The organism is Lentzea sp. NPDC004782, from assembly GCF_040609115.1.
Lineage (GTDB): Bacteria > Actinomycetota > Actinomycetes > Mycobacteriales > Pseudonocardiaceae > Lentzea.
Map to the genome: position 1 here is coordinate 59,180 of NZ_JBEXJN010000017.1, position 25,635 is coordinate 84,814.

The 25,635-nt window shown below is 68.1% G+C and carries 26 protein-coding genes and 1 tRNA gene; 15 read left to right on the top strand and 12 right to left on the bottom strand.

All coding sequences use genetic code 11. The features are described 5' to 3' along the window. Positions 1-14: 14 nt before the first annotated feature. Positions 15-1,691 (bottom strand): energy-dependent translational throttle protein EttA, encoded by a 1,677-nt coding sequence (gene ettA / locus ABZV40_RS17970; protein WP_355442139.1) that lies wholly within the window; start codon positions 1,689-1,691, stop codon positions 15-17. A gap of 270 nt (positions 1,692-1,961) precedes the next feature. Beyond that, positions 1,962-2,357, bottom strand: a complete 396-nt coding sequence (gene ssb, locus ABZV40_RS17975) for a single-stranded DNA-binding protein (protein ID WP_355442142.1) — start codon at positions 2,355-2,357, stop codon at positions 1,962-1,964. A gap of 253 nt (positions 2,358-2,610) precedes the next feature. Here ssb and ABZV40_RS17980 point away from each other — a divergent pair, with 253 nt between their 5' ends. From ABZV40_RS17980 to ABZV40_RS17990, 3 genes are read left to right on the top strand one after another with little or no spacing between them, the layout of a single operon-like run. Further along, positions 2,611-3,225, top strand: a complete 615-nt coding sequence (locus ABZV40_RS17980; protein WP_355442145.1) for a TetR/AcrR family transcriptional regulator — start codon at positions 2,611-2,613, stop codon at positions 3,223-3,225. Beyond that, positions 3,218-4,141, top strand: a complete 924-nt coding sequence (locus tag ABZV40_RS17985) for an ATP-binding cassette domain-containing protein (RefSeq protein WP_355442148.1) — start codon at positions 3,218-3,220, stop codon at positions 4,139-4,141. The genes ABZV40_RS17980 and ABZV40_RS17985 overlap by 8 nt, the downstream gene beginning before the upstream one ends. 8 nt (positions 4,142-4,149) lie before the next feature. Then, on the top strand, positions 4,150-4,947 hold the full coding sequence (locus tag ABZV40_RS17990; protein WP_355442150.1) for an ABC transporter permease: 798 nt from the start codon (positions 4,150-4,152) through the stop codon (positions 4,945-4,947). Here ABZV40_RS17990 and ABZV40_RS17995 read toward each other — a convergent pair. Then, positions 4,944-6,875 (bottom strand): cytochrome c oxidase assembly protein, encoded by a 1,932-nt coding sequence (locus tag ABZV40_RS17995; RefSeq protein ID WP_355442152.1) that lies wholly within the window; start codon positions 6,873-6,875, stop codon positions 4,944-4,946. The genes ABZV40_RS17990 and ABZV40_RS17995 overlap by 4 nt on opposite strands. A 10-nt stretch (positions 6,876-6,885) precedes the next feature. Next, complete coding sequence (locus ABZV40_RS18000) at positions 6,886-8,058, bottom strand: MFS transporter (RefSeq protein ID WP_355442155.1); 1,173 nt, start codon at positions 8,056-8,058, stop codon at positions 6,886-6,888. A gap of 73 nt (positions 8,059-8,131) precedes the next feature. Here ABZV40_RS18000 and ABZV40_RS18005 point away from each other — a divergent pair, with 73 nt between their 5' ends. Next, positions 8,132-9,211: a LacI family DNA-binding transcriptional regulator gene (locus tag ABZV40_RS18005; RefSeq protein WP_355442158.1), complete on the top strand. Its 1,080-nt coding sequence runs from the start codon at positions 8,132-8,134 to the stop codon at positions 9,209-9,211. 127 nt (positions 9,212-9,338) lie between these two features. Further along, positions 9,339-9,411: transfer RNA gene (locus ABZV40_RS18010), tRNA-Arg, on the top strand. A 1,549-nt stretch (positions 9,412-10,960) separates the two neighbouring features. On the opposite strand, the gene ABZV40_RS18015 is transcribed toward ABZV40_RS18010, so the two are convergent. Further along, entirely contained in the window at positions 10,961-11,527 is a 567-nt protein-coding gene (locus ABZV40_RS18015) for a TetR/AcrR family transcriptional regulator (RefSeq protein WP_355442161.1), read from the bottom strand. Positions 11,528-11,606: 79 nt separating this feature from the next. On the opposite strand from ABZV40_RS18015, the gene ABZV40_RS18020 reads away from it, so the two are divergent. Next, entirely contained in the window at positions 11,607-12,245 is a 639-nt protein-coding gene (locus ABZV40_RS18020) for a class I SAM-dependent methyltransferase (protein ID WP_355442164.1), read from the top strand. Here ABZV40_RS18020 and ABZV40_RS18025 read toward each other — a convergent pair. Then, positions 12,193-12,975 (bottom strand): DUF3152 domain-containing protein, encoded by a 783-nt coding sequence (locus ABZV40_RS18025; RefSeq protein WP_355442167.1) that lies wholly within the window; start codon positions 12,973-12,975, stop codon positions 12,193-12,195. The genes ABZV40_RS18020 and ABZV40_RS18025 overlap by 53 nt on opposite strands. Before the next feature lie 79 nt (positions 12,976-13,054). Between ABZV40_RS18025 and ABZV40_RS18030 the strand changes: the two genes are divergently transcribed. The 3 genes from ABZV40_RS18030 to ABZV40_RS18040 are packed head-to-tail and all read left to right on the top strand — an operon-like array spanning position 13,055 to position 16,016. Beyond that, positions 13,055-13,720: a response regulator transcription factor gene (locus tag ABZV40_RS18030; protein WP_355442170.1), complete on the top strand. Its 666-nt coding sequence runs from the start codon at positions 13,055-13,057 to the stop codon at positions 13,718-13,720. Then, entirely contained in the window at positions 13,717-15,495 is a 1,779-nt protein-coding gene (locus ABZV40_RS18035) for a HAMP domain-containing sensor histidine kinase (protein WP_355442172.1), read from the top strand. Before ABZV40_RS18030 ends, ABZV40_RS18035 begins: the two co-directional genes overlap by 4 nt. After that, positions 15,492-16,016, top strand: a complete 525-nt coding sequence (locus tag ABZV40_RS18040; protein WP_355442175.1) for a dihydrofolate reductase family protein — start codon at positions 15,492-15,494, stop codon at positions 16,014-16,016. The genes ABZV40_RS18035 and ABZV40_RS18040 overlap by 4 nt, the downstream gene beginning before the upstream one ends. Positions 16,017-16,049: 33 nt before the next feature. On the opposite strand, the gene ABZV40_RS18045 is transcribed toward ABZV40_RS18040, so the two are convergent. Then, the gene (locus ABZV40_RS18045; protein ID WP_355442178.1) at positions 16,050-16,856 is read right to left on the bottom strand and encodes an NAD(P)/FAD-dependent oxidoreductase; all 807 of its coding nucleotides are present in this window, start codon (positions 16,854-16,856) and stop codon (positions 16,050-16,052) included. Between the two features lie 50 nt (positions 16,857-16,906). On the opposite strand from ABZV40_RS18045, the gene ABZV40_RS18050 reads away from it, so the two are divergent. Next, the gene (locus ABZV40_RS18050) at positions 16,907-17,467 is read left to right on the top strand and encodes a helix-turn-helix domain-containing protein (RefSeq protein WP_355442181.1); all 561 of its coding nucleotides are present in this window, start codon (positions 16,907-16,909) and stop codon (positions 17,465-17,467) included. 7 nt (positions 17,468-17,474) lie between these two features. After that, complete coding sequence (locus ABZV40_RS18055) at positions 17,475-17,744, top strand: DUF2277 domain-containing protein (RefSeq protein ID WP_109640747.1); 270 nt, start codon at positions 17,475-17,477, stop codon at positions 17,742-17,744. On the opposite strand, the gene ABZV40_RS18060 is transcribed toward ABZV40_RS18055, so the two are convergent. After that, positions 17,741-17,950: a hypothetical protein gene (locus tag ABZV40_RS18060; protein WP_355442184.1), complete on the bottom strand. Its 210-nt coding sequence runs from the start codon at positions 17,948-17,950 to the stop codon at positions 17,741-17,743. The genes ABZV40_RS18055 and ABZV40_RS18060 overlap by 4 nt on opposite strands. Before the next feature lie 327 nt (positions 17,951-18,277). On the opposite strand from ABZV40_RS18060, the gene ABZV40_RS18065 reads away from it, so the two are divergent. Then, entirely contained in the window at positions 18,278-18,958 is a 681-nt protein-coding gene (locus ABZV40_RS18065; RefSeq protein ID WP_355442187.1) for a hypothetical protein, read from the top strand. Between the two features lie 101 nt (positions 18,959-19,059). Next, complete coding sequence (locus tag ABZV40_RS18070; RefSeq protein WP_355442190.1) at positions 19,060-19,827, top strand: class I SAM-dependent methyltransferase; 768 nt, start codon at positions 19,060-19,062, stop codon at positions 19,825-19,827. Here the strand turns inward: ABZV40_RS18070 and ABZV40_RS18075 are convergent. Both ABZV40_RS18075 and ABZV40_RS18080 read right to left on the bottom strand, forming a co-directional pair. Next, the gene (locus ABZV40_RS18075) at positions 19,772-20,419 is read right to left on the bottom strand and encodes an HNH endonuclease family protein (protein ID WP_355442193.1); all 648 of its coding nucleotides are present in this window, start codon (positions 20,417-20,419) and stop codon (positions 19,772-19,774) included. The two genes, ABZV40_RS18070 and ABZV40_RS18075, sit on opposite strands and share 56 nt — an antisense overlap. Positions 20,420-20,482: 63 nt before the next feature. Continuing rightward, complete coding sequence (locus tag ABZV40_RS18080) at positions 20,483-21,430, bottom strand: methionyl-tRNA formyltransferase (protein WP_355442196.1); 948 nt, start codon at positions 21,428-21,430, stop codon at positions 20,483-20,485. 93 nt (positions 21,431-21,523) lie between these two features. Here ABZV40_RS18080 and ABZV40_RS18085 point away from each other — a divergent pair, with 93 nt between their 5' ends. Together ABZV40_RS18085 and ABZV40_RS18090 are read left to right on the top strand one after the other, a co-directional pair. Further along, positions 21,524-22,792, top strand: a complete 1,269-nt coding sequence (locus ABZV40_RS18085; protein WP_355442199.1) for a SidA/IucD/PvdA family monooxygenase — start codon at positions 21,524-21,526, stop codon at positions 22,790-22,792. Beyond that, on the top strand, positions 22,789-24,324 hold the full coding sequence (locus ABZV40_RS18090; RefSeq protein ID WP_355442201.1) for an amidohydrolase: 1,536 nt from the start codon (positions 22,789-22,791) through the stop codon (positions 24,322-24,324). Before ABZV40_RS18085 ends, ABZV40_RS18090 begins: the two co-directional genes overlap by 4 nt. Before the next feature lies 1 nt (position 24,325). On the opposite strand, the gene ABZV40_RS18095 is transcribed toward ABZV40_RS18090, so the two are convergent. Together ABZV40_RS18095 and ABZV40_RS18100 are read right to left on the bottom strand one after the other, a co-directional pair. Continuing rightward, on the bottom strand, positions 24,326-24,637 hold the full coding sequence (locus tag ABZV40_RS18095) for a metalloregulator ArsR/SmtB family transcription factor (RefSeq protein ID WP_355442204.1): 312 nt from the start codon (positions 24,635-24,637) through the stop codon (positions 24,326-24,328). A gap of 39 nt (positions 24,638-24,676) precedes the next feature. After that, on the bottom strand, positions 24,677-25,486 hold the full coding sequence (locus ABZV40_RS18100) for a hypothetical protein (RefSeq protein WP_355442207.1): 810 nt from the start codon (positions 25,484-25,486) through the stop codon (positions 24,677-24,679). Positions 25,487-25,635: the final 149 nt, after the last annotated feature.

A 25,635-nucleotide genomic window follows, 5' to 3' on the forward strand; every position in this document is an offset into this window, starting at 1 on the left:
TCGCCGTTGCCCTCTCAGTCCCGTGTCAACTTGCGATACGTGACACGGTGCGGACGGGCCGCTTCGGCACCCAGGCGCTCGATCTTGTTCTTTTCGTAACCTTCGAAGTTGCCCTCGAACCAGTACCACTGCGACGGGTTCTCGTCCGTGCCTTCCCACGCGAGGATGTGCGTGGCGACGCGGTCGAGGAACCACCGGTCGTGGGAGATCACGACGGCGCAGCCGGGGAACTGCTCGAGAGCGTTCTCCAGCGAGCCCAGGGTCTCGACGTCGAGGTCGTTCGTCGGCTCGTCCAGCAGGATCAGGTTTCCGCCCTGCTTGAGCGTGAGCGCGAGGTTCAGGCGGTTGCGCTCACCACCGGACAGCACGCCCGCGGGCTTCTGCTGGTCCGGGCCCTTGAAGCCGAACGCGCTGACGTACGCGCGCGACGGCATCTCGACGTTGCCGACGTGGATGTAGTCGAGTCCGCCGGACACGACCTCCCACACGTTCTTCTTCGGGTCGATGCCGCCGCGGTTCTGGTCGACGTACGACAGCAGCACCGTCTCGCCGACCTTCACGGTGCCGGCGTCGGGCTGCTCGAGACCGACGATGGTCTTGAACAGCGTCGTCTTGCCGACGCCGTTCGGGCCGATGACGCCGACGATGCCGTTGCGCGGCAAGGTGAACGACAGGTTGTCGATCAGCACCCGCTCGCCGAAGCCCTTCTTCAGCTTGTCGACCTCGACCACGACGTTGCCCAGACGCGGGCCCGGCGGGATCTGGATCTCCTCGAAGTCGAGCTTGCGGGTCTTCTCCGCCTCGGCCGCCATCTCCTCGTAGCGGTCGAGACGCGCCTTCGACTTGGCCTGGCGGGCCTTGGCGCCGGAGCGCACCCACTCCAGCTCGTCCTTGAGGCGCTTCTGCAGCTTCTGGTCCTTCTTGCCCTGCACCGCGAGGCGCTCGGCCTTCTTCTCCAGGTAGGTGGAGTAGTTGCCCTCGTAGGGGTGGGCCTTGCCGCGGTCGAGCTCGAGGATCCACTCGGCCAGGTTGTCGAGGAAGTACCGGTCGTGGGTCACGGCGAGCACGGCGCCGGGGTACTGCGCGAGGTGCTGCTCCAGCCACAGGACGCTCTCCGCGTCCAGGTGGTTGGTGGGCTCGTCGAGCAGCAGCAGGTCGGGCTTGCTCAGCAGCAGCTTGCACAGCGCGACACGGCGGCGCTCACCACCGGAGAGCTTGGTGACGTCGGCGTCCGGCGGCGGGCAGCGCAGGGCGTCCATCGCCTGCTCCAGCTGGGAGTCGAGGTCCCACGCGTTCGCGTGGTCGAGCTCCTCCTGGAGCTTGCCCATCTCCTCCATCAGCTCGTCGGAGTAGTCGGTCGCCATCAGCTCGGCGATCTCGTTGAAGCGGTCGAGCTTCACCTTGATCTCGCCCAGGCCCTCCTGGACGTTGCCGAGGACGGTCTTCTCCTCGTTGAGCGGCGGTTCCTGCTGGAGGATGCCCACCGTGTAACCGGGGGACAGGTAGGCCTCACCGTTGCCCGGTGTGTCCAACCCCGCCATGATCTTGAGCACGCTCGACTTGCCGGCGCCGTTGGGACCGACCACACCGATCTTCGCGCCGGGGTAGAACATGATCGTGACGTCATCGAGGATGACCTTGTCACCGTGCGCCTTGCGCACCTTTTTCATGGTGTAGATGAACTCGGCCATGGCGGCGATCGTAGAGCGGTGCTCAGAGGCTCCTGACCTCGGTCGCCGACAAGCGCGCGTTCACCCTCGGAACGAGCGTCACGCGGCTTGGTGACCAGCCCGTTCCATTCGAACGTGAACGACCCTCGGCGATCGGTCCTCAGCGGCCCCGACCTACGAGCTTCCCTCCTTCGTGGATCGCAGTGCGTACATCTTCACCGGCGGCGCTGCCGGATCGGGCGGGTTCGGGAACTCCCGGTGTTCGTTTGCCCCGAACGGCGCAGGAACGAACTAGAACGGGACGGCTTCCTCGGCGAGATCTTCCCCGACCCGCGGTTCAACGACCGGAGCCGAGCCCAGTGACTGCACCCGGCTCAAGTCCAACCCGACGTGCAACGCGTCGAGGCTGACCGATGATCGCTTGACGTTGTCCTGCTCGTAATAACGCATGCGCAGCTTGCCCTGGACGATCACCGGATCACCTTTGGACAGCGTGGTCTTCACGCTGTCGGCGAGCTTGCGCCAGCACGAGACGCCCAGCCACACCGACTCGCCGTCCTCCCAGTCGCCGATCGACGTGTTGTAGCGGCGCTCGGTGGACACGACGCGGAAGTACGCGTTCGTCTTGCCGTCCTCGCCGTGCTTGTACGTGACGTCGCTGGTGACAGTGCCAACAACGGTGATCACGGTGGAATTCCAGGACATCGGTTCGCCTCCAGGGTTGCGGGGTGCCGGTCCAGGTTGCTCCGGGGAGGGGGTCGGGCGGGCGGGGTGGACGGGGATCTGTGGATTACTCGCGGGTTGTGGACAGGTCGCGATCTTGAAGCGCCTCGAACCGCGAAATTGTCGGACCTGTGTGCTAGGGCGGCACTCGAGCCAGGCGAGTGAGTGAGCGCCCACTCATTGACATGAGTGAGGACTCACTCATACAGTTGCGGACGTGTCAGAGGAACCACGCCGCCGCCGCGCCCCCGCGATGAGCCCGGAAGATCGCCGTGAAGCGATCGTCCAGGCCACGCTGCCGCTCGTCGTGAAGACCGGCGCGAACGTCACCACCAGCCAGATCGCCACCGCGGCCGGCATCGCGGAAGGCACGGTGTTCCGCGTCTTCAAGGACAAGGCCGAGCTGCTCAACGCGGTGATCCAGCGAGCGCTGCTCTCCGACGACGAAGTCGCCGCCATCAGCGCGATCCCGGCAGACCTGCCGTTGGAGGAACGTCTGGTCGTGGCGGTCGAGTCGGTGCTCGGCTACCTCGACCGCATGTGGGGCGTCATGGGCGCCCTGCGCGAGTCCGGCTGGCAGCCCAGCCAGGACGACCACGAGAAGCACAAGGGTCCGCCCGTCGGCATGCAGCGGATCTCCAACGCCGTCGCGGGGATCTTCGGTGACGCCGAGATGCGCACGACCGCCGAGCACGCCGCCCGCCTGCTGCTCGGTTTCGTCTTCACCAACCGCCTGCAGGGCAAGGGTTTCGGCGACACGACCGTCGAAGCTCCGCAGCTCGTCGAACTGTTCCTGCACGGAGCACTCAAATCAGGGGGAGCACATGTCTGAGCTCATGATCGAAGCCACCGAGGTGAGCAAGAGGTTCGGTGACGTGCACGCCCTCGACGGCGTCAGCGTCGCTGCGAAGAAGGGTTCCGTTCTCGGCCTTCTGGGCCACAACGGCGCCGGCAAGACCACACTCGTCAACATCCTCACCACGATGCTGCCGCCCTCCGGTGGCAGCGCGCGGGTCGCCGGGTTCGACGTCGTGAAGCAGAGCCACGAGGTCCGCAGCAGAATCGGCCTGACCGGCCAGTTCGCCGCCGTGGACGAGCAGCTCAGCGGCCACGACAACCTCGTGCTGATCGCCCGCCTGCTCGGCGCCAGCCGCAAGCAGGCCCACCAGCGCGCCGACGACCTGCTGGAGCAGTTCGACCTCACCGACGCCGCCAAGCGCAACGCCAAGACCTACTCCGGCGGCATGCGGCGCCGTCTCGACCTCGCCGCCAGCCTGGTCGGCAGCCCCGAGGTGCTGTTCCTGGACGAGCCGACCACCGGTCTCGACCCGGCCAGCCGCCTGGCGATGTGGGAGATCGTCGAGAAGCTCGTCGCCGACGGCACCACCGTGCTGCTCACGACGCAGTACCTGGACGAGGCCGACCGGCTCGCCGACACGATCACCGTGCTGTCCCACGGCAAGGTCGTCGCGTCCGGCACCTCGGCCGAGCTCAAGGCGCAGGTCGGCCAGCGCACGGTGACCGTCACGCTCGACTCGGCGTCCGATGTGGACACGGCGCTGAAAGCCATCAACGCGGTGGGGCTCCACCCCGTCGCCGAGGGCCTCACGCTCACCACGCCCGTCAACGCGTCACGCGACCTCGCAACGGTCGTGCGCGCGTTGGACGACAACGGCTTGGAGGCGCACGAAATCGGCCTCGCCGAGCCCACTTTGGACGACGTCTACCTCACTCTCGCCGCGAACTAGGGGGAACCATGGCGACCTTGACCTGGCACGGAAGCAGCTACCCGACACAGGTTCTCGTGCTGACCGGCCGTTCACTCAGAGCGTTGTTGCGCACGCCCGCACTCGTCTTCTTCAGCGTGCTGCAGCCGTTGATCATGCTGACGCTGTTCAGCCAGATCTTCAGCAGCATCACGTCGACGGCGAACTTCCCGCCGGGCATGACCTACATCAACTTCCTGCTGCCGGCGATCCTCGTGAACACCGCGATGCAGTCCTCTCTCGCATCCGGCATCGGACTCGTGCAGGACATGTCGAACGGTGTGCTCGCACGGTTCCGTTCACTGCCCATCCGCCCGAGCACGGTTCTGCTGGCGCGCAACCTGTCCGACGCCGTGCGGACCGCGTTCCAGCTGCTGCTGATGATCACGTTCGGCGTGCTGGTGTTCGGGTTCAGGCCCGACGGCGGCATGCTCGGCACGCTTGCCGCGCTCGGCCTCGCGCTGGTCGTCGGATGGGCGCTGAGCTGGGTGTTCATCGCGATCGCCGCCTGGGTGCGCAAGGCGGAGCTGATGCAGACCGTCGGCTTCCTGGCGATGTTCCCGCTGATGTTCGCGTCCAGCGCGTTCGTGCCGGTGGGCGGTCTGCCCGGCTGGCTGCAGGCGATCGCCAAGATCAACCCGCTGACCTACGCGGTCGACGCCGCCCGCAGCCTGGCGCTCGCCCACCCGGTCACCGGAGTGGTCGGCGCGCTGGTCACGAGCGGCGCGATCGCGGTCGTCGGCGCGTTCATGGCGATCCGCGGGTTCCGCCGGCCGCTGTCGATCTAGTCCTTTCCGGCCATCTTCCGGAGCATCGCGTTGTAGGCCTCGAGGTCGGCGTCGCCATCGGCGTCGGCCTTGCGGTCCAACCGCTTGGCCTCGCGGGTGTCCTGCCGCGCCCACTGCGCGAGCAGGGCGACCATCACCACCAGCAACGGGACCTCCCCCGCCGCCCACGCGATGCCGCCGCCGAGTCGCTGGTCCTCCAACAGGTTCTGCACCCACGGCAACGCCAGCCCGCGGTAGAACTGTTCGCCGATGACCGTCTGCGAGCTCATCAGCACGACACCGAAGAACGCGTGAAACGGAATCGACGCGAACAAGAGCCCCAACCGGCCGAGCGGCGGCAGCTTGTTCGGTGCGGGGTCCACGCCGATCACCGGCCAGTAGAAGACGTACCCGGCGAGGATGAAGTGGGCGTTCATCGCGAGGTGCGCCCAGTGGAACGACAACGCGACCGCGAACAGCCCCGAGAAGTACAGGGCGTAGAACGAACCGACGAACAACGCCAGCGCCACAAAGGGGTTCGTCAGCACACGCGCGACCGGTGAGTGCACGAACGCCAGCACCCACTCTCGTGGCCCCGGCACCTCCTTGTTGACCGGCAACGCGCGCAACGCCAGCGTGACCGGTCCGCCCAGGACGAACAGGATCGGCGTCAGCATGGACAACACCATGTGCGCTTCCATGTGGACGCTGAACATCGCCGGCGAGTACCGGCCCATGCCCGACGACGTCGCGAAGAGCAGCGCGAAACAGCCGCACAACCACGCGGCGGTCCGGCCGACCGGCCAGGTGTCACCGCGCTTGACGAGCCTGCGCACGCCCAGCACGTAGAACAGGGCGAGCGCCAGCGCGACCGTGCCGTAGATCAGGTCGAACCGCCAGTCGAACAGGATGCGCGCCAGCGTCGGAGGCCCGTCGAGGTCGTAGCCGATGGCGATCTCCGTGCGGCTGGGCAGTTCGAGGGTGCCACTCGGCGGAGGCGTGCGGGCCAGCGCCACGGCGAGCCCGATGGTGAACATCATCAGCAGGACTTCGAGGCCCGCGAGCTTGAGCAACGCCTGCGGCCTGCCGTCGGCGACGCCCTTCACCCCGCGTTCGCGCTGGAAGTAGCCGAACGCGCCGAGCAGCAGCAGACAGGCCACCTTGCCGAGCGTCAGCCAGCCGTAGGTCGACGTCACGAGGTCGACCGGTGTGACGCGCACGAGCGCGTTCACCACACCCGAGACGGCCATGACGATCCAGCAGACCAGCGCCAGCCTGGAGAACCGCGCGGCGGCGAGGGGCAGATGAGCACCGCCACGCCTGCCGTGCGCGAGCAACGCGATGAGGCCACCGACCCACAACACGGCGGCGATGAGGTGGAACAGCAGACTGTTCGTCGCCATGTCGTGCGAGCCGCCCGACGACGAGTGGCCGGTGACCGCGACCGGCACCAGCGCGAAGACAGCCAGGAACAGCAGGACCGCCGTCCATCCCCACGACAGCACCAGACGGCAGCCCAGCGCGAGCAAGGCCACGATGATCGCCGTCAGCATCCACGCCTTCGACTGCTCCAGCAGCATCGCCGTCGCGATCATCTGCCTGAAGGTGAACGAGTCGACCGGCCGGTCGATCGCAGCCGCCGTGTTGAACGGCACGGACAGCACAGCGCCCACGAGCCACACGAGCGCAAACCACCCGGCTGTGCGCATCGCGGCGTAGCCGTCGGCTGCGAGAGTGCCGGACTTCTGCGGTGGCACGAGGAACGCCGCCAGCAGCAACGAGCCGATGGTCACCACCGCGCCGGTCTCGGTCAGCACCCGCACGACCAACAGCCCAGCCGGAGGGTTGCCCGAGAGCGCGCTCAGCCCGACGGCGGCGAGTGCCGCCACCGCGAAGCCGATGACGACGAGGGGCACCAGTCCCGTTCTGGTGGAGCGTTCAATTGCCACGTCCAGGAGCCTACGACCCTCGGGAAACGCGCCGTGTGAGACGTTGGCGCCTCGCCATCCAGGTCGCCGGGATGATCAGCGCGGTGACCAGCGCCACGAACCCGAGGGACACCACCAGAGAGCTCACGTGCGCCAGCCCGCCGACGATCGGCGGCCCCGCGAGGAACCCCGTGTAGGCGATCGTCGTCACGAGTCCCAGCTCGCGTTCGCCGCCGCTGCCGTCCGCACGTTTGCCGGTGTCGCTGGCGAGGTCCATGACCACGGGGAACGAGAACGCCAGCCCCAGACCGGCCAGGCCGAACCCGAGGTAGCCGGCCGCCGGCAACGGCACCGCGACCGCGAGCGTCAGGCCCGTTGCCGCGAGACCGCCGCCCGTGGCGAGGAGGCGGTGCGGGCCGAGCGCGCGTTGGATCGGTTCGCCGAACCACCGTGCAAGCGCCATCGCGACGGAGAAGCCCGCATAGGCGTATGCACCCGCCGCGTCACCCATACCGCGTTCACGCACCATGAACAACGCCGACCAGTCCGCCGCCGCCCCTTCCGCGATTGCACTGCACAGCGCGATGCTCGCCAACAGCCAGAGGACCGGGCTCTTGAGCACATTGGTGCGCTCGGTGACCTCTTCCCTATGGCGCTCCCCTAATCCTCCGGGGACGCTCTTCGCGATGAGCGCCGTAACGACGACGCCGGCCAGTGCTGCCGTGAGGAAGTGCTGCATGGGCGTCCAGTGCGCCTGAGCGGCGGCGGCGCTGCCCAACGACCCGAAGAGGCCGCCGAAGCTGAAGCCCGCGTGGAACTGCGGCATCAACGGCCGTTGCAGATCGCGGACGACGACGACCGCGGCGATGTTCATCGACACGTCCAACGCGGCGACGCTCGCCCCCAGCGCGATGAGGATCAGCCCGAGCTGCACCGGTGACCGCGACAACGCGAGCACGGGCAGAAGGAGCGGACTGAGGAGGCTGCTCGCTATCAGCACCTTGCGCGACCCGTGAACAGCACAGATCCGTGCCGCCAACGGTGCCGTCAGGGCCAGGCCGACGCTGCCTCCGAGCAGTGCCAGCCCGAGGCTGCCGGGTTCGGCGCCGACCTGCTCGGCGAGTGCGGGCACGCGGGCGGCCCAGGTGCCGAAGACGGCGCCGTTCAACAGGAAGACGACGAACGTGGCCAGGCGTGGGGACATGCCTCCCAGCATGACTGAAGCGCTTCAGTCGTGCCAGCGGTTTGGGTCCGATCTCTCGCCTACGATGCTGTCCGTGGACTCCGATCGCCGACGCAGGCCGACGCTGGACACCGTCGCCGCCGCGGTCGGGGTTTCCAGGGCCACGGTGTCGAACGCGTACAACCGGCCCGACCAGCTGTCGTCGTCATTGCGCGAACGCATCCTCGAGACGGCGCGCTCTCTGGGCTATGCAGGCCCAGATCCCGTTGCCCGCTCACTGGCCACACGCTCGTCAGCGGCCGTGGGCTTCATGCTGCCGCAGGGCCTGTCCGGCGCGTTCTCCGATCCGGCGCTGTCGATCGTGCTCGACGGCCTGGCCTCGACCGTGGACGGCCACGACCACAGCTTGGTCCTGATGCCCGGCGACTCCACCGGCGGTCCACGCCCCTCGATCGTGGCGCGCGCGCAAGCGGACGTGATGGTGGCCTACTCGCTGCCGGACTCCGCCCCCGCACTGGACGCGGTCGCGGCCCGCCGACTCCCCCTGGTCGTGATCGACCAGCCGGTGCTGCCGGACTCGGCGCGGGTGGAGGTGCAGGACGCCGTCGGCGCGTCGCTGGCCGCGTCACACCTGCTCAGCCTGGGCCACACCCGTTTCGGCGTGCTGATGTTCGCACTGCGCCCGGACGGAGCATCCGGACCCGTGTCCCCCGAGCGCCGTTCGGACGTGCCGTTCCGCGTGAGCCGAGACCGACTGGGCGGCTACCTCGACACTTTGGAAAAAGCCGGGGTGAAACCGGACAATGTTCCGGTGTGGGAGACCCGCGGCAGTGATCGCGAACTCGGACGTCTCGGCGCGCGGTGGCTCCTCACCCGCACGCCGCGCCCGAGCGCACTGCTGTGCGCGTCGGACCAACTGGCCTTCGGCTGCCTGCAGGCGGCCCGCGATCTGGGCCTGACCGTCCCCGGCGACGTCTCCGTCGTCGGCTTCGACGACGTCCCCGAAGCGGCCTACAGCGACCCGCCGTTGACTACTGTCCGTCAACCCCTGGCCGACAAGGGCCGCCGCGCAGGCGAACTGGCCCTGAAATTACTGGCCGGAGGCAGACCGCCCCGGCCAACCAGACTCGACGTCTCGCTCATTCAGAGAGCCTCCACGGCCCCGTCGAAGTGATACGCGTCACGTTTAGGGCGTTTTTATCACCCGTTCGGACGTAGGGCAGAAACAGACGATCGACTCCGGACGATGTGTCCGGTGGGGGCTCCGGCGACCACACATCGTGGCCGCCTGGTCTCCTCAAGCCTCCGTAGCTCAGTGGAGAGAGCGAGGGACTTCTAATCCCGAGGTCGCAGGTTCGAATCCTGCCGGGGGCGCTCCACAGAACGGCCTCTGACCTGCATCGACAGGTCAGAGGCCTTCTTCGTTCTCGATGTCAATCCCCGTTTGTGAAGCCACACGTGAGGCCAAGGGGTCGCAACAGGAGAGTGATCCCGAGGCCGTCGACGAACGCGAGTGCGACACCCGGTCCGCCCTCCCCGCACAAGCGGAGCGTGAGCACAACAAGGAGCATCGTCGACAAGCCGTAGCCGGCGACGATCAGGGTCGGAGTCACGCGGGAGCCACTGGGCACGATCAGCATCGCGCCAGAAGGCGCCACGTTCCGCTACACGGAAAACAGTTCTCACTGGGCCGCGAATCCTACCAAAATTGAAGACTGCCGCGCTAAACGCCCACTAAATACAGCCAGAGCAATTGACACAACGTGGCACTCATGACAGAGTAAAGGCCGTCAAGGGCTGGGGGCGCTTGGCGGTTCCAGTCACCCTTGAGACTGAAAACATCACCTGAGAACTCATCTTCTGATGTCGTTGCCGTGGGTTCCCCACGCACTTCACCACTTCCGTATGCAGGTGACCACGGTGCGAGCAGGGACCGCGCCCTGCTCGGACAACTCTCGACCGCCACGCAACCTTCGTGAAAGTCTCGAGCAATGCAGGTCTGGAACGCTGGTGCCGTACCGGGTGCCACGTCGGTGACCGTCGCGGATGCAGTGTCCACATTCGCCATGACGTTCTTGTTTCGAAACTGGGGGAACGGTTTTGTCTGGTACGCAATCGCGTTCGATCACAAGGTTCACGGGTCGTGCGGCGCTGGCCGCCGTTCTGGGGATGACGGCGCTTGTCGGCGGCCCCGGCGTGGCTTCCGCAGCCGACGTTCAACCCCAATACTGGTCGAACAAATGTGACTACGGTAGGGCCTGCGTCTCCAAGGCGACCGGAGACACCTGGAACATCGAGAAATGCGGGTGGAGTGGCCTCAACGACTATTTCGGCTGGGCCCAGTCACACGGCAACCCTTTCACGATCTACTTCGAAAACGGCAGCCGCGTACATCTCTGGGCCTGGGACAGCAGGTCTTTCCCATCTAACACTCTGGCAAAACTGGTGAACGTGGAGTGCTGAGCGTTGACAACGCCTGCGCAGGCTCGATCCGGCGCAAGCCGATCGTAGTGCCTCCATCTCCTCACCAGTGGTGGGCCAGTCGAGGACATGCCGACCTGGTTGTCCAATCACGGCATCCAGTCCGGAGTCGGCGTTGGCCTGCCGCCGGCTCAGGGCAATGGACGCGTTGTCAGGGACGACGTCGGTGACACGACTGGTGGAACACGGGTAAACGGACAGGTGTCCCGGATCGTGGGGTCCGGGACACCTGTCGAGTACCGACGCCGTCGACAGCATGTCCGCCATGGACTGGCAGAAGGCCTTCGGGGGGGCGCTAGCCGGGAAAGTCGCCGTTGACCTGCAAGACCGGGTCAGCGGCCTCACTTTTGGCCTGCCAGCCCGGCTGCGTTCGCGCGTGGGGTTGCCCTTCTCGCCGATGGCGGCGAAGTACCGCAGCAGTCTCGTGTTCACGTCCATGCCGTCAGGTTGTGAACACACGATCCAGTTGATGATCTACAAGCTCCACCGCCGCACTTGCGTCCACTTGGCCGGTCAGCATCTGCAGCATCAGGCCGTCGACGAACGCCAGCAGCGCCATCGCGTCCCGTTCCGCGTCACCGTCGGGACGCACCTGGGCGATGAGGCTTGCCACGAACGCCGTCATCCGCGGGCCGCCCTCGCGCAAGGGCTCGGCCAGGCGCGGCTCGACGACCGCATGGGCCAGGAAGGCGGCGAGGACGGGGGCCTCCGCGCGGGCCGCTGGGGTCAGCGGCAGGAGTTCCAGGAGCAAGGCGCGCAGGTGGGTTCGCGGGTCGTCGGAGCGCACCGCGCCCAGTCGTTGGGCCACGCGGTCGCTGATCTGGCGGAACGCGAACAGGAGCATGTCGTCCTTGGTCGCGAAGTAGTGCTGGACGCGGCCCATGGACACGCCTGCCTCGGCGGCCACGTGGCGCAGGCTCACGGCGTCCAGGCCTCGGGCGGCCATCACCCGGCACACGGCATCGCCGATTTCGCGGCGGCGTTCGTCGTGGTCTACCTGCTTCGGCACGTCTACTCCAATGCGATCGCATTGCATTCTACGCACAGCCAGGTTACGATGCGTTCGCATTGCAAAAGAGGGGGATGCCATGCAGCTTTGGGACTTTGCCGCGCTCACCTACTACCGGGTGCTCGACCGGTTCTCCGGGACGCTCAACCGGCTCGCGATCGACGAGCTGGCGTTGCGGCCGGGCGAGGCGGTGCTCGACATCGGGTGCGGCACCGGGGCGTTGCTGCCGGCGCTCGCGCAAGCCGTTGGGGCGCAAGGGCGTGTGGTCGCGATGGACGTCAGTCCGCGGATGGTGGCAGTGGCCAGGAAGCGGGCGCGGAGGTGGCCGAACGTCGAGGTGCGCCAGGCTGATGCGTGCGACACCGATCACGGGGCTGCGGAGTTCGACGCGGCGGTGGCGTTGGGGGCGTTCAGCGCCATGCCGGACGTGCCGGCGGCGGTTGCGAACGCCGCGGACGCGCTGAAACCGGGTGGGCGGCTGTTCGTGTTCGACGTGCGGCTGGCCAAGAAGACGCGGGCGACCAGGTTCCTGCGGGCGGCCTACCGCCGGGTCGCGGGGTTCAGCGGGGCCGATGTCGTGGTCGAGTTGCGGCGGGTGTTCGAGCGGGTGGAGCCGGTGTTCCGGGTCGAGGGTGAGACGACGGCGGTGGTCGTGGCCAGGAAGGTCACGGATACGGCCACGGGTTCGGCGTGCACACCTTGCCGTCCTGCGGGATGACGGTGCCCTGCGGAACTCCGTTGGTGATGTGGACGATCTCGTCGTTGGACACGCTGAACGTCTGCTGCATCATCACCGGGGCCGGGGCGCCCGTCGCGCCGCACGGGCGGTGGGGCTGGCCGAAGGCGTGGCCCACCTCGTGGTTCACCATGTACTGCCGGTACGCGGTCAGGTCGGGCAGGTAGGCGACGGCGCCGCGGAACCAGCGGGCGGCGCTGAGGAAGACGAGGTTGCCGTTGCGGCACGAGACGTCGACCGGGATTTCGTAGCCGCAGACGGCACGTGCGGTTTGTTGTGAGGTCAGCCTGATGTGCAGCGACGCAGGGCCGTCCACGCGTTGTACGGCGCGCTCGCCCTTCGCGGTCCAGCCGTGCGGGTCGGCGAGTGTGGCGTCGACGAACGACGCGAAGGATTGTTCGTCGACCGTGACGCCGTCTTCGACCTCGACGGCGTAAGTGCGCAGCGGGCCCGTGCCGGCGGCCGGGCCTGAGCCGGGAACGACGTGAAAGGTGGCGGCCCCGGAGGTGGGGAAGGCCGGGCCGTCCGGCAGGTCCGCGCTGGAGGTGTACACCCGCGGCGGAGGCGGTGGGGCCGCAGAAGACGACGACGCCGCGGACGGCGGCGGAGTCGAGGTCGGGGCGGCCGCCGGGGACGATTCGCCTGCGAGCTGGGACGTCGTGAGCAGCAGTGTGGTGAGTGCGACGGACGCCAGGACCAGGTGCACCTTCATGACGGCAACGCTCGCCGGAACTGATGAAGAACCTGTTTACGTCCCGCTTGACTGTCGTGAAGGCCTGCATACTGCGGACGTGTGTGCCCACATCCTCGTCGCCGAGGACAACGTTCACCAGGCGGAGCTCGTGCGCCGGTACCTCGAGCACGACGGGCATTCCGTGGTGGTCGTGCACGACGGGCGGGCGGCGATCGACGAGACGCGGCGGCGGAATCCGGACCTGTTGGTGCTGGACGTGATGATGCCGTTGGTGGACGGCATTGACGTGATGCGGGCGATCAGGACCGAGTCGGACGTGCCGATCGTGTTGCTGACCGCGCGGTCAACTGAGGACGACGTGCTGCTCGGCTTCGACCTGGGCGCGGACGACTACATCACCAAACCGTTCCGGCCGCGGCAGATGGTGGCTCGGGTGCGGACGATCCTGCGCAGGACCGGGCGCGCCCGGGAGACGAACGCGACCGTGCTCAAGGTCGGTGACCTGGTCGTCGACCCCGTCAGGCACGAGGTGCGGATCAAGGACGAGCTGGTGAACCTCACGCCGGCGGAGTTCCGGTTGCTGGCGCGGATGGCCGCTCAGCCGCAGCGGGTGTTCACGCGCGAGCAGCTGCTGGAGGACGGGTTCATCACGGCACGGACGGTCGACGTGCACATGATGAAGCTGCGCCGCAAGATCGAGCGGGACCCGCGGCGGCCGGAACGGCTCCTCACCGTCTACGGCATCGGGTACAAGCTCGTATGAAAAGCCTGCTGGTCCGGTTCTTCCTGTTCTCCGTGGTGATCGCGGCCTGTTCGATCGCCCTGACCGCGTGGCTCGCGAGCCAGGCCACCACCGGTGCGATCCGGCAGGAGCAGGGTGAGGCGCTCGCGACCGACGCGCAGATCTACGACGAGCTGCTCAACCTCGCGGCGACGCACCGGACCTGGGCGGAGGCGAAGTCCGATGTGGACCGTTTGGCGCAGCGGTTCAACCGGCGCATCGCGCTGACGGACCGCGACGGCAAGAAGTTGCTCGACACCGGCAACGCCGGCTCGCCACCGCTGCCCGTCAACCCGAAGGTGTCCGTCGACCCGCTGAACGTCGACTCGTGGCTGAAGCCGGGCGCGGGCAAGATCGATCCGCGGGCGGTCGGGCCGTTCCGGTTGACCGGCGAGGAGCACCGGACGTTGCGCGCGTACGCGGACCAGCTGCTCCAGTGCAACAACAAGATCACCGTCGTGGAGGCGCCCAACGGCAGGCCGCGGCTCGCGACCGACGAACCGGGCAAGCTGTCGGTCTGGGAGGACTGCGAGGTCGGCAACCGGCTCTACCAGCTGACGCTGACCGAGAAGGCCGCGTACGCAGAGCTCTACCAGCTGTTCAGCGGGTGCGTGAGCCGGTTGCCCGAGAAGTACCTGACCCCGCCGAAGGACAGGACCGTCTCGCTGGACTGGGAGGTGCTGGCCGTCCAGTACCAGGACCCGCCGATCGTCGAGTGCATGGACAACGCCCGCCGGGAGCAGTTGCGGCCGTGGGTGGCGCCGTACGCACACGCGTTCATCACCGAGCCGACCGGTGGCGAGCCGCTGTCGATCGACCTGTCCACGACCGGCGCGAACCGGATCACGTTGGTGGCGCTGGGAATTCTCGCGCTCGCCGGGTTCGCGTCCTGGCTCACCGCGACGCAGCTCGTGCGGCCGATCCGCGCGCTCACCGCCGCCACCAAGCGCACCGCGGAGGGCGACCGCACCGCGCGGGTGGACGGTGGCGCGGGCGAGATCGGCGAGCTGGCCAAGTCGTTCAACGCGATGTCCGAGAAGCTCGCCGAGACCGAACGGCAGCGGCAGGCGATGGTCAGCGACGTCGCGCACGAGCTGCGCACGCCGTTGGGCAACATCACCGGCTGGCTGGAGGCGACCCAGGACGGTCTGGCCCAACCCGACCCGCACCTGATCGACATGCTGCTGGAGGAATCCCTTCTGCTGCAACGGCTCGTGGACGACCTGCACGACCTCGCCCAGGCCGACGCGGGCACCCTCAGGCTCCACCCCGAGCCGATCGCGCTCGACGACGTGGTGGACCAGGTCGTCAACGCCCAGCAGAACCGCGAGATCCTGCTGCGCGCCGAAACCGCACCGGTCCACGCCACGGCGGACCCGGTGCGGCTGCGGCAGGCGCTCGGCAACCTCGTCGCCAACGCCGTGCGTTACACCCCGCCCGGAGGCGAGGTCGTCGTGAGGCTGTACCAGGACGAGGACGACGCCGTCCTCGAAGTGCGCGACACCGGCACCGGCATCGCGCCGGAGGACCTGCCGCACGTGTTCGACCGGTTCTGGCGCGCGGACAAGTCCCGCAGCCGCACCACCGGCGGCAGCGGGCTCGGGCTCGCGATCACCCGGCACCTGGTCGAGGCGCACGGCGGCACGGTGTCGGTGACCAGCACGCTGAACGAGGGTTCGACGTTCCGGATCAGCCTTCCGATGAGTTTTCCGGAGCACGACGGTCCACCTTCGCAAAACCACGGGAGGCAGTCGTGATCACGCACTTCGTCCACCAGTCCGCGGACGGTTTCATCGAGGGCCCGAACGGCGAGTTCGACTGGCCGCTGATGGGTCCGGAGATGTCCGATCACTCGCTGGAGCTCTCCGGCCAGGCCGACACGCTGCTGTACGGGCGCAGGGTCTGGGACATGATGTCGTTCTTCTGGCCCCAGGCCGAGCAGCTCGACCAGTCCGAGCACACGCTGCGGTACGCGCCGATCTGGCGGGAGTCGCCCAAGGCCGTGGTGTCGCGGACGCTCACCGAGGCCGGCTGGAACACCCGCGTGTTCAACGACCCCGCGGACCTGCCGGACGAGCGGATGATCCTCTTCGGCGGGTCGGCGCTGGCCGCGAGCCTGACCGAGCGGGACATGATCGACGAGTACCTGATCTTCGTCCACCCGGTCGTGCTCGGCGGCGGCAAGCCCGTCTTCTCCCACCCCAAGCGCTTCGACCTCGAGCTCGCCGAGTCGAAGGTGTTCGACGGCAGAGTTGTGATGCTCAGGTACCAGCGCTGATCAAGACAGGCGCTGATCAAAGACAGGCGCTGATCAAGAACTGGCGTTGACCAGGTCCATGTTGATCATTCCGGCCGCCTGGGCGCCCTGCGCGGCGGCGACGATCACGATGGCCGCGGGGTCCGTGACGTTGCCCGCCGCGTAAACGCCCGGCACGCTGGTGCGTCCCTTGGCGTCCGTGCGCACGAACGGACCGACGGGCGTTTCCTCGGTCTCGGCACCCAACGCGAGCAGGAGTTCGTCACGCGGCTTCACCGGCGCCGAGTACACGAGCGCGTCGGCAGGCACCCGTTCGCCGCCGGAGATGACCGCGACCAGCCGGTCGTTCTCCACCTCGATGCCGTCCACCGACTGAACGTGCGTGACGTCGGCGGACCACTGCCGGACCAGCGCGACCTTCATCTCGTCGCCGAACACGACGAGCTTCTGGTCGCGGACCTCGTAGCCGTGGCAGTACGGGCAGCTGAAGACGTCACGGCCCCACCGCTCGCGCAGGAGATCCGGCACCTCGTCGACTAGACCGGTCGCGACCAGCAACCGTTTCGCCGTGACGACACGGCCGGAGAGCTCGACCGCGAACCCGTCATCGACCTTCGTGACGCCGCGGACGGTGTCGTTGACGATCTCTCCGCCGTACCCCTCGACCTCGGCGCGACCGTGCTTGAGCAGGTCCAACGGCGAGAGCCCGTCACGAGAGAGGTAGTTGTGCATGTGCGCGGCCGGCTTGTTGCGCGGCTCGGCACCGTCGACCACGAGCACGCTCCGGCGCGCCCTGGTCAGCATCAGGGCGGCACTCAACCCGGCCGCTCCCCCACCGATGATCACCACTTCGCAGTTCATGGTCCGAGGGTGCGGTCGACAGTCCGGTTTTGGCAAAGTAAGTTGCTGTTATGGCAACAACCGTGGGGCAACGGCTCGCCGCGTTGCGGGCCGAGCACGACCTGACGCTGGCGACGTTGTCCGAGATGACGGGCATCTCGAAGTCGACGCTGTCCAGGCTGGAGACCGACCAGCGCAAGCCGACGCTGGAGCTGCTGCTGCCGTTGTCGCGCACGTACCAGGTGTCGCTGGACGACCTCGTGGGCGCACCGGAGGTGGGCGATCCGCGGGTCGTGATGAAGCCGCGCGAACTGGACCACGGCCGCGTCGGCATCCCGCTGACCAGGTCGATCGGGCCGCTGCAGGCCTGGAAAATGATCATCAAGGACCCCGTGCTGCACGAGCCGCGCGTGCACGAGGGCTACGAGTGGTTCTACGTGCTGAGCGGGCGGATCCGACTGCGGCTCGGCGACAAGGAGGTCGTGCTGCGCGCCGGCGAGGTCGCGGAGTTCGACTGCCGGCAGCCGCACGCGCTCAGCAGCGCCGACGGCAACCCCGCCGAGATCATCAGCCTGTTCGGCAAGCAGGGAGAACGCATCCACACCCGCGCCGCGCCACCGAACAGGTCATAGTGGAGCCATGTGCCGAAACATCCGGGTGCTCCACAACTTCGAACCGCCGGCGACCTCCGACGAGGTGCAGGCCGCGGCGCTGCAGTACGTGCGGAAGGTGAGCGGGGCGGCGAAACCGTCGGCGGCGAACCAGGCCGCGTTCGACAAGGCGGTCGCCGCCGTCGCCGCGGCCACCCAGGAGCTGCTCGACGCGTTGGTGACGACGGCGCCACCGAAGGACCGCGAGGTCGAGGCCGCGAAGGCGAAAGCACGCGCGGCAGAGCGCTACGGACGTTAGTTGCGGACGCGGGTGTCCAGGTACATGCAGATCAGCTTGGCCGCGACACCCGCGGAACCGACGATGAACGCCTGGTCGGGGCCGAGCGTGACGGCGATGGCCCACAGCAGCAGCGCGATCAGCACCCAGATGACCGTCAGCTGCAGGGCGTGCGGCCAGTGAGCAGGGTGGACGAGCCACGCCATCGGCTGCCGCGGAACCTTCACGTCACCCGCTCTATCGGGTGAACGCTCCGCCTTGACCGCCATCTCACTCCCTCACCGCGATTACTCCTGCTGGACCCATTCTCCTGAGTTGATCTTCTACGGAGGGTTACTTCCGCTCGTCGTGCGGTGAGCGTTGCGTGAGCATCGCCGAACGGCAGACGAGCGGTCATCGGCGTGATCGGCTGCCAGTGCGTCACCGTCCGTTTACCGAATGAGGCCCAGGCCACCACTGTGAGTGGCACTTACCGAAGTAATCGCTCAACTCTCGGTAGTCGTTACACCGTTTGGAGCAGCGCCGTTTTTGTCAGACCCCTCGGCTAACGTCAGGTGAAGAGAGCGGTACGAGGGGAGAAAGCGTTGCCGGACAACAACGTCAGCGTCACCGCACTGTCGTTCACCGAGTACGTCATGAGCGGCCAGCGTGGACGCATCAACATCGTGTCGGAGCAGCGGGGGATGTACCTGACCGACGACCCCAAGGTGTGCGGGTTCTACAACCCGATCCGCGACGCCATGCGCCGAGCGGTCAACTCGACCGAACCTGAGCTGGAGCTGAAGAAGGCGATCCTCAACGCCAACCGCACGGGGCAGCCGCGGGCGTTCGAGGAGATCGCCGACGGGTTCCTGCCGTGGCTCGCGTCGTTCAGGGCCACCGGGGTGCCGGTCGAACCGGCGACCTACCGGGTCGGCGACCTCACCCTGAAGGTCCGGCCGCACCTGGGGCTGCGCAAGAAGGACGGGTCCACCTACGCGGTGCTCGTCCACACCAAGGAGGTGCCGCTGACCAGGGAGGCGGCGAACGTCGGACTGCGGATCCTGCAGCACACGATCGACGAGACGCTGCCGGGGGCGACGCCGATGGTGCTCGACGCGCGGCGGGGCAAGGCGTACCAGATGCCGGCGCGGACGAACCTCGGCAAGCTCGACGTCCTGATCGCGGCCGAGGCCATGGGGTACGTGACGCACTGGCAGCTGTCCGGGCTGTTCGAGTCGGTGCGCGCCGTCTAGGACGGCGGGCGACGCGGCCCGTCCGGGGGGGTCGGGCCGTGTCGTTCTGCTGCCGGCGGAGTTCCCGGCACGGGTGTGCCGACTCGGGCAGTGTCGAAGCCATGAGCACGACCGGACTCGGTTTCAGCGGCGAAGTAGCTGATTACTACGCGAAGTTCCGTCCCGGTTACCCGCCGCCGGTGATCGGCGCGCTGGTCCAGGAGCTCGGGCTCACCGGGGAGCACCGGGTGCTCGACCTCGGGTGCGGCACCGGCCAGCTCGCCGTGCCGCTGTCGGCGCACGTCGGGAGCGTGGTCGCGGTCGATCCGGAGCCTGACATGCTCGCGCACGGGCCGAGGCGCCCCAAGGTCGAGTGGCGCCTGGGGTCGGACGCGGACGTGCCGGGACTCGGCCGGTTCGACGCGATCGTGGTCGGGCAGGCGCTGCACTGGATGGATCACGAGAAGCTGTTCCGCGACGCGGACACGGCGACGTTCGCGATCATCGCGAACGGCACGCCCCTGTGGCTCCAGCACCCGGCGATCCGGAAGGTGCTGGAGGAGTGGTTCGGCCGTCCGGTGACCGCCGACTGCGGGACGGACGCCGGTGCGCGCCGCCGGTACGCGGCCGCACTGGAGGCCGCCGGGTACACGCCGCACGAGTGGACGATCAGCCACACCCACGAGCACACCGTCGAAGAGCTGGCGGGCAGCCTGTTCTCCGCGATGTCGCCGGAGACTCTGCCGGCACCGCAGGACCGCCCGCTGTTCCGGGAGAAGCTCCGCCGGGCGCTGCGTGCCGACACCTACCTCGAGCCGATCACCGTTGCGGTGATCAGCACCGGGCCAGCATCGTGGCCAGCGCGTCGTGCTCGGCCTGGTCCGCGGTGAGCTTGTACGTGATCTTCACCGAGATCCAGTACTGGGCGTAGGTGCACCAGTAGGACTCGGCCGGCGGCTTCCACTTGGCCGGGTCCTGGTCGCCCTTGGCGCGGTTGGACTTCGCGGTCACGGCGTGCAGCTGGATGCCGCCGAGGTCGTTGGCGAACGCCTTGCGCTCGTCGTCGGTCCACTTGTCCGCGCCGGACCGCCAGGCCTCCGCGAGCGGCACCATGTGGTCGATGTCGACGTCAGCGGCGTTCTTGATCACCACGTTGTCGTAGGGGCTGTTCCAGGTGCCGGAGAGGATCTTGCAGTCCTTGTCCGACTTCACGTCGGTGCCCTGACGCTGCAGCACGAGCTCCCTGGTGTCGCAGGAGTTTCCCTGCGAGGCCCAGTGCGGGAAGCGGTCGCGGCTGTAGCCGGCCATCTTGCCCTCCGGCGCGATCTTGAGGCTTTCGAGGTCCTTCGACCCCGTCGGCGCAGGCCCGGTCGGCGCGGGCGTCGACGGATTCTGCTGGGAGGACTGATGGTTCGACAGGTACCAGCCCACGGCCACGAGCAGCACGAAGACCACCAGTGACGTCACCGCCGCGCGATTCATGCGCTCATGATCGGTCATGCCGATCACGGACCGGTCACCCGGCCCGGGATCGGCATGTCACTGTTACGGACGCGAGGTCAGGTAGCCGCCCATCGCCTTGAAGTACTCGTGCGCCTTGAGCTCGACCCCGTCTGCGGTGCGGACCTTCTTGACCAGCAACGCCTTGCTGCGACCGCGGCGGGCCTCGGCGCCCGCGACGACCGCCACGCCGTCGCCCTCGCGGTAGAAGATCCGGCCGGGAGTGCCGCCGTAGACGGCTTCCGAGACGTCCGCCTCGATGATCTCCAGTCGCTCGCCGCGGTGGAAGCAGAACGCGCTCGGGTACGGCGCGCACTGCGCTCGCACCAGCCGGTCCAGCTCCTCCGCGGTCCACGTCCAGTCGATCCGCAGGTCCTCCTCGGCGCGCTTGTGGAAGAACGAGGCCTGTGCACGGTCCTGCTTCACGAAGTCCGTGCGGCCGGAGGCGATCTCGGCGAGACCGTCGACGGTGATCGGGCCGAAGAGCTCCAGCGTCTTGGCGAAGAGGTCGGCCGTCGTGTCGCGCGGGCCGACCGGGACCGAGCGCTGCAGCACGATGTCGCCGGCGTCGAGCGTCTCGTCCATCATGTGCGCCGTCACGCCGACCTCCTTCTCGTCGTTGAGCAGCGCCCAGATCAACGGAGAGAAGCCCGCGTACTTCGGCAGCAACGAGTCGTGCACGTTCAACGTGCCGTGCTTGGGCAACGCGAAGACCTGCGGCGGGATCCAGGTCCGCCAGTTGCAGGCGACGATCACGTCCGGGTCGACGGACTTCAGCTTGTCGAGCAGCTCCTGGTCCTCCGGGCGCTCGCGGACGACGACCTCGACGCCGTTCTCGCGGGCCAGGTCCTCGACGGAATCGCTCCAGATCTTCTCGTACGCCCCCTCACCCCTGGGATGGGTCACCACCAGGACGACCTCGTGCTCGGACGCCAAAAGTGCCTGCAGGGTGCGATGACCCCAGGTCTGGAACCCGAACATGACGACCCGCATGGGGGTGCCCTCCTCTAGTCGACTGCGATACGGTCAGGCTAACCTAACCAAGGGCTTGCAAAGCAAGCTTAGGCTTCCCTAAGTTAGGTGCTCATGCATCCGATCTACGACATCGTCGGCATCGGGTTCGGCCCCTCGAACCTGGCGCTCGCCATCGCTCTCACCGAGCACAACGAGCAGGCCGAAACCCCTGTCACCGCGGTGTTTCTCGAACGTCAGGACACGTTCGGCTGGCATCGGGGCATGCTGCTCGACGACGCCACCATGCAGGTGTCGTTCCTCAAGGACCTGGTCACGATGCGCAACCCGGCCAGCCGCTTCTCGTTCCTCTGCTACCTGCGCGACCGCGGCCGGCTGATCGACTTCGTGAACCACAAGAACCTCTTCCCACTGCGGGTCGAGTTCCACGACTACTTCGAATGGGCCGCCGCCCAGGTCGACGACCTCGTCACCTACGGCACGGAAGCCGTTGGCGTGGCAGCGATCCAGGACGACCTGTTCGAGGTGACCACGGCCACGGGTGACGTGTACCACGCACGGAACCTGGTCTTCGCCACCGGACTGCGGCCGGCCGTGCCGGACGGCGTCGAGCTGTCGGACCGCGTGTGGCACAACAGCGAGTTCCTGCACCGCGTCGGCGAGCTGGCCGACCCGAAGCGCTGCGTCGTCGTGGGCGCCGGGCAGAGTGCCGCGGAGGCCGTGGCGTACCTGCACCGCGAGTTCCCGAACGCCGAGGTGTGCTCGGTTTTCTCGCGCTACGGCTACTCCCCCGCGGACGACAGCTCGTTCGCGAACCGCATCTTCGACCCCGAGGCCGTCGACCACTACTACGACGCACCGGACGCCGTGAAGCAGCGCTTGATGGACTACCACCGCAACACCAACTACTCGGTGGTCGACGTCGACCTCATCGCGCAGCTCTACCGCACCGTGTACCAGGAGAAGGTCCTCGGCAGGCAGCGGCTGAAGATGATGAACCTGACCCGCCTCGTCGCGGTCGAGGAGAGCGCGTCCGGCGCCCGTGCGGTGATCCAGTCGCTCGTGACCGGCGAGCAGGAGCTCCTCGACGCCGACCTCGTGCTGCTCGCGACCGGTTACGACGAGGCCGCGCCGGTTCTCGGCGCACTGGACGAGACCTGTGCACGGGACGAGAACGGTCGTCTGGTCGTGGGACGGGACTACCGCGTGCAGTCGTTGTTGCGCGGTGGCATCTATCTGCAAGGCGGTACCGAGCACTCGCACGGCATCACGTCGTCACTTCTGTCCAACGTCGCGGTGCGGTCAGGTGAGATCCTGGCTTCTGTGCTGACCAACAGTGCCGTGCTGACCAACACACCGGTGCCGATCCTCGCGACGGCATGAGACTCGACCTGAAGCTGACGGGCTGCCGGGCCCTCACGATGGACCCGGCCCGCCCCGCCGCGCACACGATCGGCATCTGGCAGGGCCGCATCGCCGGGCTGGACGAACAGGTCGCGGACCTGCCGGCGGCCGAGACCGTCGACCTCGGCAACGCCGTGGTGCTGCCCGGTTTCATCGACGCGCACACGCACCTCGCGTGGAACGGCCGCCAACGCCGGACCATCGACGTCACCGGCCTGACCACCGTCACCCAGATCCTCGAACGGCTGAGGAACGCGCCGGGTGAGGGCTGGATCGAGGCGTCCGGTTACGACCGGCGGATCATGGACCGGCCGCTGACGGCCGCCGACCTCGACCCGGTCACCGGCGATCGGCCGCTCTACCTCGCGGACATCTCCGGGCACGCGTGCGTCGTGAACTCCGCGGTGCTGAACCAGCTCCCCGGGATCTCCGGTGACGGCTGGCTGACCGAGAACGAGCAGCTGGCCGCGCGGTCGTTGCGGCTGCCGCACTCGCTTGCGGAGATCACCGCCGAACTGCACGAGAGCGCACGGCAGGTGCTGAGCGAAGGCGTGACGATGTGTGCGGAGGCGGGCATCGGCGCGGGACTGATCGCCAGCAGCCCGCTGGAAGCGGCCGCGTACCAACGAGCCGGGCTGCCGATCCGGGTGCAGCTCATGGTGTCCGCGTACGTGCTGCACGACGTCGCCGCGGACCCGGCGGACGGGATCCCGCGCGCGATCGACCTCGGCCTGCACACCGGGTTCGGCGACGACATGCTGTCGATCGGTGCGATGAAGCTGTGGACCGACGGCGGCATGATCGCGCGCACGGCCGCGTTGTCCGAACCGTATGTGGACAGCCAGAACGTGGGGCAGCTCGCCGAGTCCGAGGAGTTCATGCGGGCGGCGATCGTCGACGGCCACCACGCCGGGTGGCAGCTCGCGATCCACGCGATCGGCGACCGCGCGATCGACTTCACCCTGGACGCGGTGGCGCAGGCGCAACGGCAACGACCGCGCGCCGACGCACGGCACCGGATCGAACACTGTGGTCTCGTGCGGCCCGACCAGCTCGAACGGATCGCGGACCTCGGGCTGATCCCGGTCGTCCAGCCGACGTTCCTCTGGTCGTACGGCGACGACTACAGCGAGATCATGGGTGCGGAGCGCGCACCCTGGCTGTACCGCGGGCGGTCGTTCCTCGACCGCGGGATCACCGTCGCGGGCAGCTCGGACCGGCCGGTCGCGAACGGTGCGCCGTTGCGCGCCATCGAGTTCATGGTGCGGCGGCGTTCGTCGGGTGGCCGGGCGGTCGGACCGGACGAGGCGATCACCGCGGAGGAGGCGATCCGCGCATACACGCTGGGCAGCGCCTACGCGTGCCGCAAGGAGCACGTGCTGGGCAGCCTCACGCCCGGCAAGCTCGCCGACCTCGTGGTGCTGGGCGACGACCCGCGCACGAGCGACGCGATCGCGGACATCCCGGTGCTGGCCACGATGGTCGGCGGCACCCTCATGCCTCAGCGTTGAACTACCCCTCGGCGATCTTCTTGATCGCGGCCAGCCTGCGGTCCCACTGGGAAGCCAGTGAGGCCATCCACGTGGCGGTGGCGTCCAGCGCACCGGACCGGACGGAGAAGTTGTTCTCCCGACCGGCCCGCTCGGACGCCACCAGCTCGGCCTTCTCCAGCACGGCGAGGTGCTTCACGACGGCCTGGCGGCTGACCGGCAGCTCGGTCGCGAGCGCCGACGCCGAGATCGGCCCGCGCGCGGCCACCAGGTCGAGCACCCTGCGTCGCATCGGATCCGCGAGCGCGGCCAGCACGTCGTCGACCTGACTCACTTCTCCCGATCCTCCTGCAACCGCTCGGTTGCAGAAAGACTACTGCAGGTGGAACGTGGCGGCCAGCGTCGTGAGCCGGTCCGTGATGTCCGCGTGGACGTTCGTGCGGCGCACCCAGTTCTGGCACCCGCTCGACGCCGAGGGCGGTGTGCCGAGCGGCGACACCGCGTCGGTCACCCCGTACTCCAGCCGGTACGCGAGCACGGCGATCGCCGACTCCAGCCAGAACGACGGGTCCGGCGTCGGAATCTCCCCGAGCCCCACCCGGAACCACACGGGCATCCGCGCGTACTGCCCGAGCGCCTCGGAGATGCGTCGCGCGGCCGCGTCCTTGATCTCCCCGCGGGCCTTGTCCCCGGCGAGCACCGCCTCGGTCCGCCACTCCTCGGCGGTGGCGTCCTCGTCGGCCGCCAACCGCTCGGCGGCCCGCTTGGCGCTCGCCTCGTTGGCGTTGATCAGCCACTCCATCTGCCGTACCTCGTGCGAGAGCGCGTCCCGTTCGAACCGCGGCACCCGCCCACCGTCCAGCTTGGACCGCGCGTCGTCCCGCCGGGCCTTGAGCCCCTCGAACTCCAGCACCTCCTGCTTCAGCTCCACCCGAGCCGGGTCGGCGAGGATCTCCTGCTCGGCGTCCCACGCCTTGCGCAACGCCTCGACCAGCGGCGCGATGTCCCCGGCCACCGCGTCGAGATCCACCAGCGGCCCGTCCCCGGCCCCCGACAACCGCCGTTCCAGCACCGTCAGCCGGGCGGTGACGCGTTCCAGCTCCGCCGCGAGCTGACCGACGTGACTGATCAACGTGGCGACCTGCGGCTCGACCACGTCGAGCCGTTCCTTCTCCGTGGGCACGCGACCAGCGAACCGGACACCGCGGACACCGCCAAGGCGATCACCACTGATTGCACGCATTCGAGACCGGGATTCCGCCCGGCCGTGGCAACCACCCCTCACGCACCGTCACCACGGTGGGTGAACTGCGGCGAAACGAGGTATGACTA

Excerpts from the sequence above, each read along its gene's own strand:
- ettA (WP_355442139.1), bottom strand. The coding sequence starts at position 1,691 with ATGGCCGAGTTCATCTACACCATGAAAAAGGTGCGCAAGGCGCACGGT.
- ABZV40_RS17985 (WP_355442148.1), top strand. The coding sequence starts at position 3,218 with ATGTCTGAGCTCATGATCGAAGCCACCGAGGTGAGCAAGAGGTTCGGT.
- ABZV40_RS17990 (WP_355442150.1), top strand. The coding sequence starts at position 4,150 with ATGGCGACCTTGACCTGGCACGGAAGCAGCTACCCGACACAGGTTCTC.
- ABZV40_RS18000 (WP_355442155.1), bottom strand. The coding sequence starts at position 8,058 with ATGTCCCCACGCCTGGCCACGTTCGTCGTCTTCCTGTTGAACGGCGCC.
- ABZV40_RS18020 (WP_355442164.1), top strand. The coding sequence starts at position 11,607 with ATGCAGCTTTGGGACTTTGCCGCGCTCACCTACTACCGGGTGCTCGAC.
- ABZV40_RS18025 (WP_355442167.1), bottom strand. The coding sequence starts at position 12,975 with ATGAAGGTGCACCTGGTCCTGGCGTCCGTCGCACTCACCACACTGCTG.
- ABZV40_RS18035 (WP_355442172.1), top strand. The coding sequence starts at position 13,717 with ATGAAAAGCCTGCTGGTCCGGTTCTTCCTGTTCTCCGTGGTGATCGCG.
- ABZV40_RS18045 (WP_355442178.1), bottom strand. The coding sequence starts at position 16,856 with ATGAACTGCGAAGTGGTGATCATCGGTGGGGGAGCGGCCGGGTTGAGT.
- ABZV40_RS18050 (WP_355442181.1), top strand. The coding sequence starts at position 16,907 with ATGGCAACAACCGTGGGGCAACGGCTCGCCGCGTTGCGGGCCGAGCAC.
- ABZV40_RS18055 (WP_109640747.1), top strand. The coding sequence starts at position 17,475 with ATGTGCCGAAACATCCGGGTGCTCCACAACTTCGAACCGCCGGCGACC.
- ABZV40_RS18070 (WP_355442190.1), top strand. The coding sequence starts at position 19,060 with ATGAGCACGACCGGACTCGGTTTCAGCGGCGAAGTAGCTGATTACTAC.
- ABZV40_RS18075 (WP_355442193.1), bottom strand. The coding sequence starts at position 20,419 with ATGAATCGCGCGGCGGTGACGTCACTGGTGGTCTTCGTGCTGCTCGTG.
- ABZV40_RS18080 (WP_355442196.1), bottom strand. The coding sequence starts at position 21,430 with ATGCGGGTCGTCATGTTCGGGTTCCAGACCTGGGGTCATCGCACCCTG.
- ABZV40_RS18085 (WP_355442199.1), top strand. The coding sequence starts at position 21,524 with ATGCATCCGATCTACGACATCGTCGGCATCGGGTTCGGCCCCTCGAAC.
- ABZV40_RS18090 (WP_355442201.1), top strand. The coding sequence starts at position 22,789 with ATGAGACTCGACCTGAAGCTGACGGGCTGCCGGGCCCTCACGATGGAC.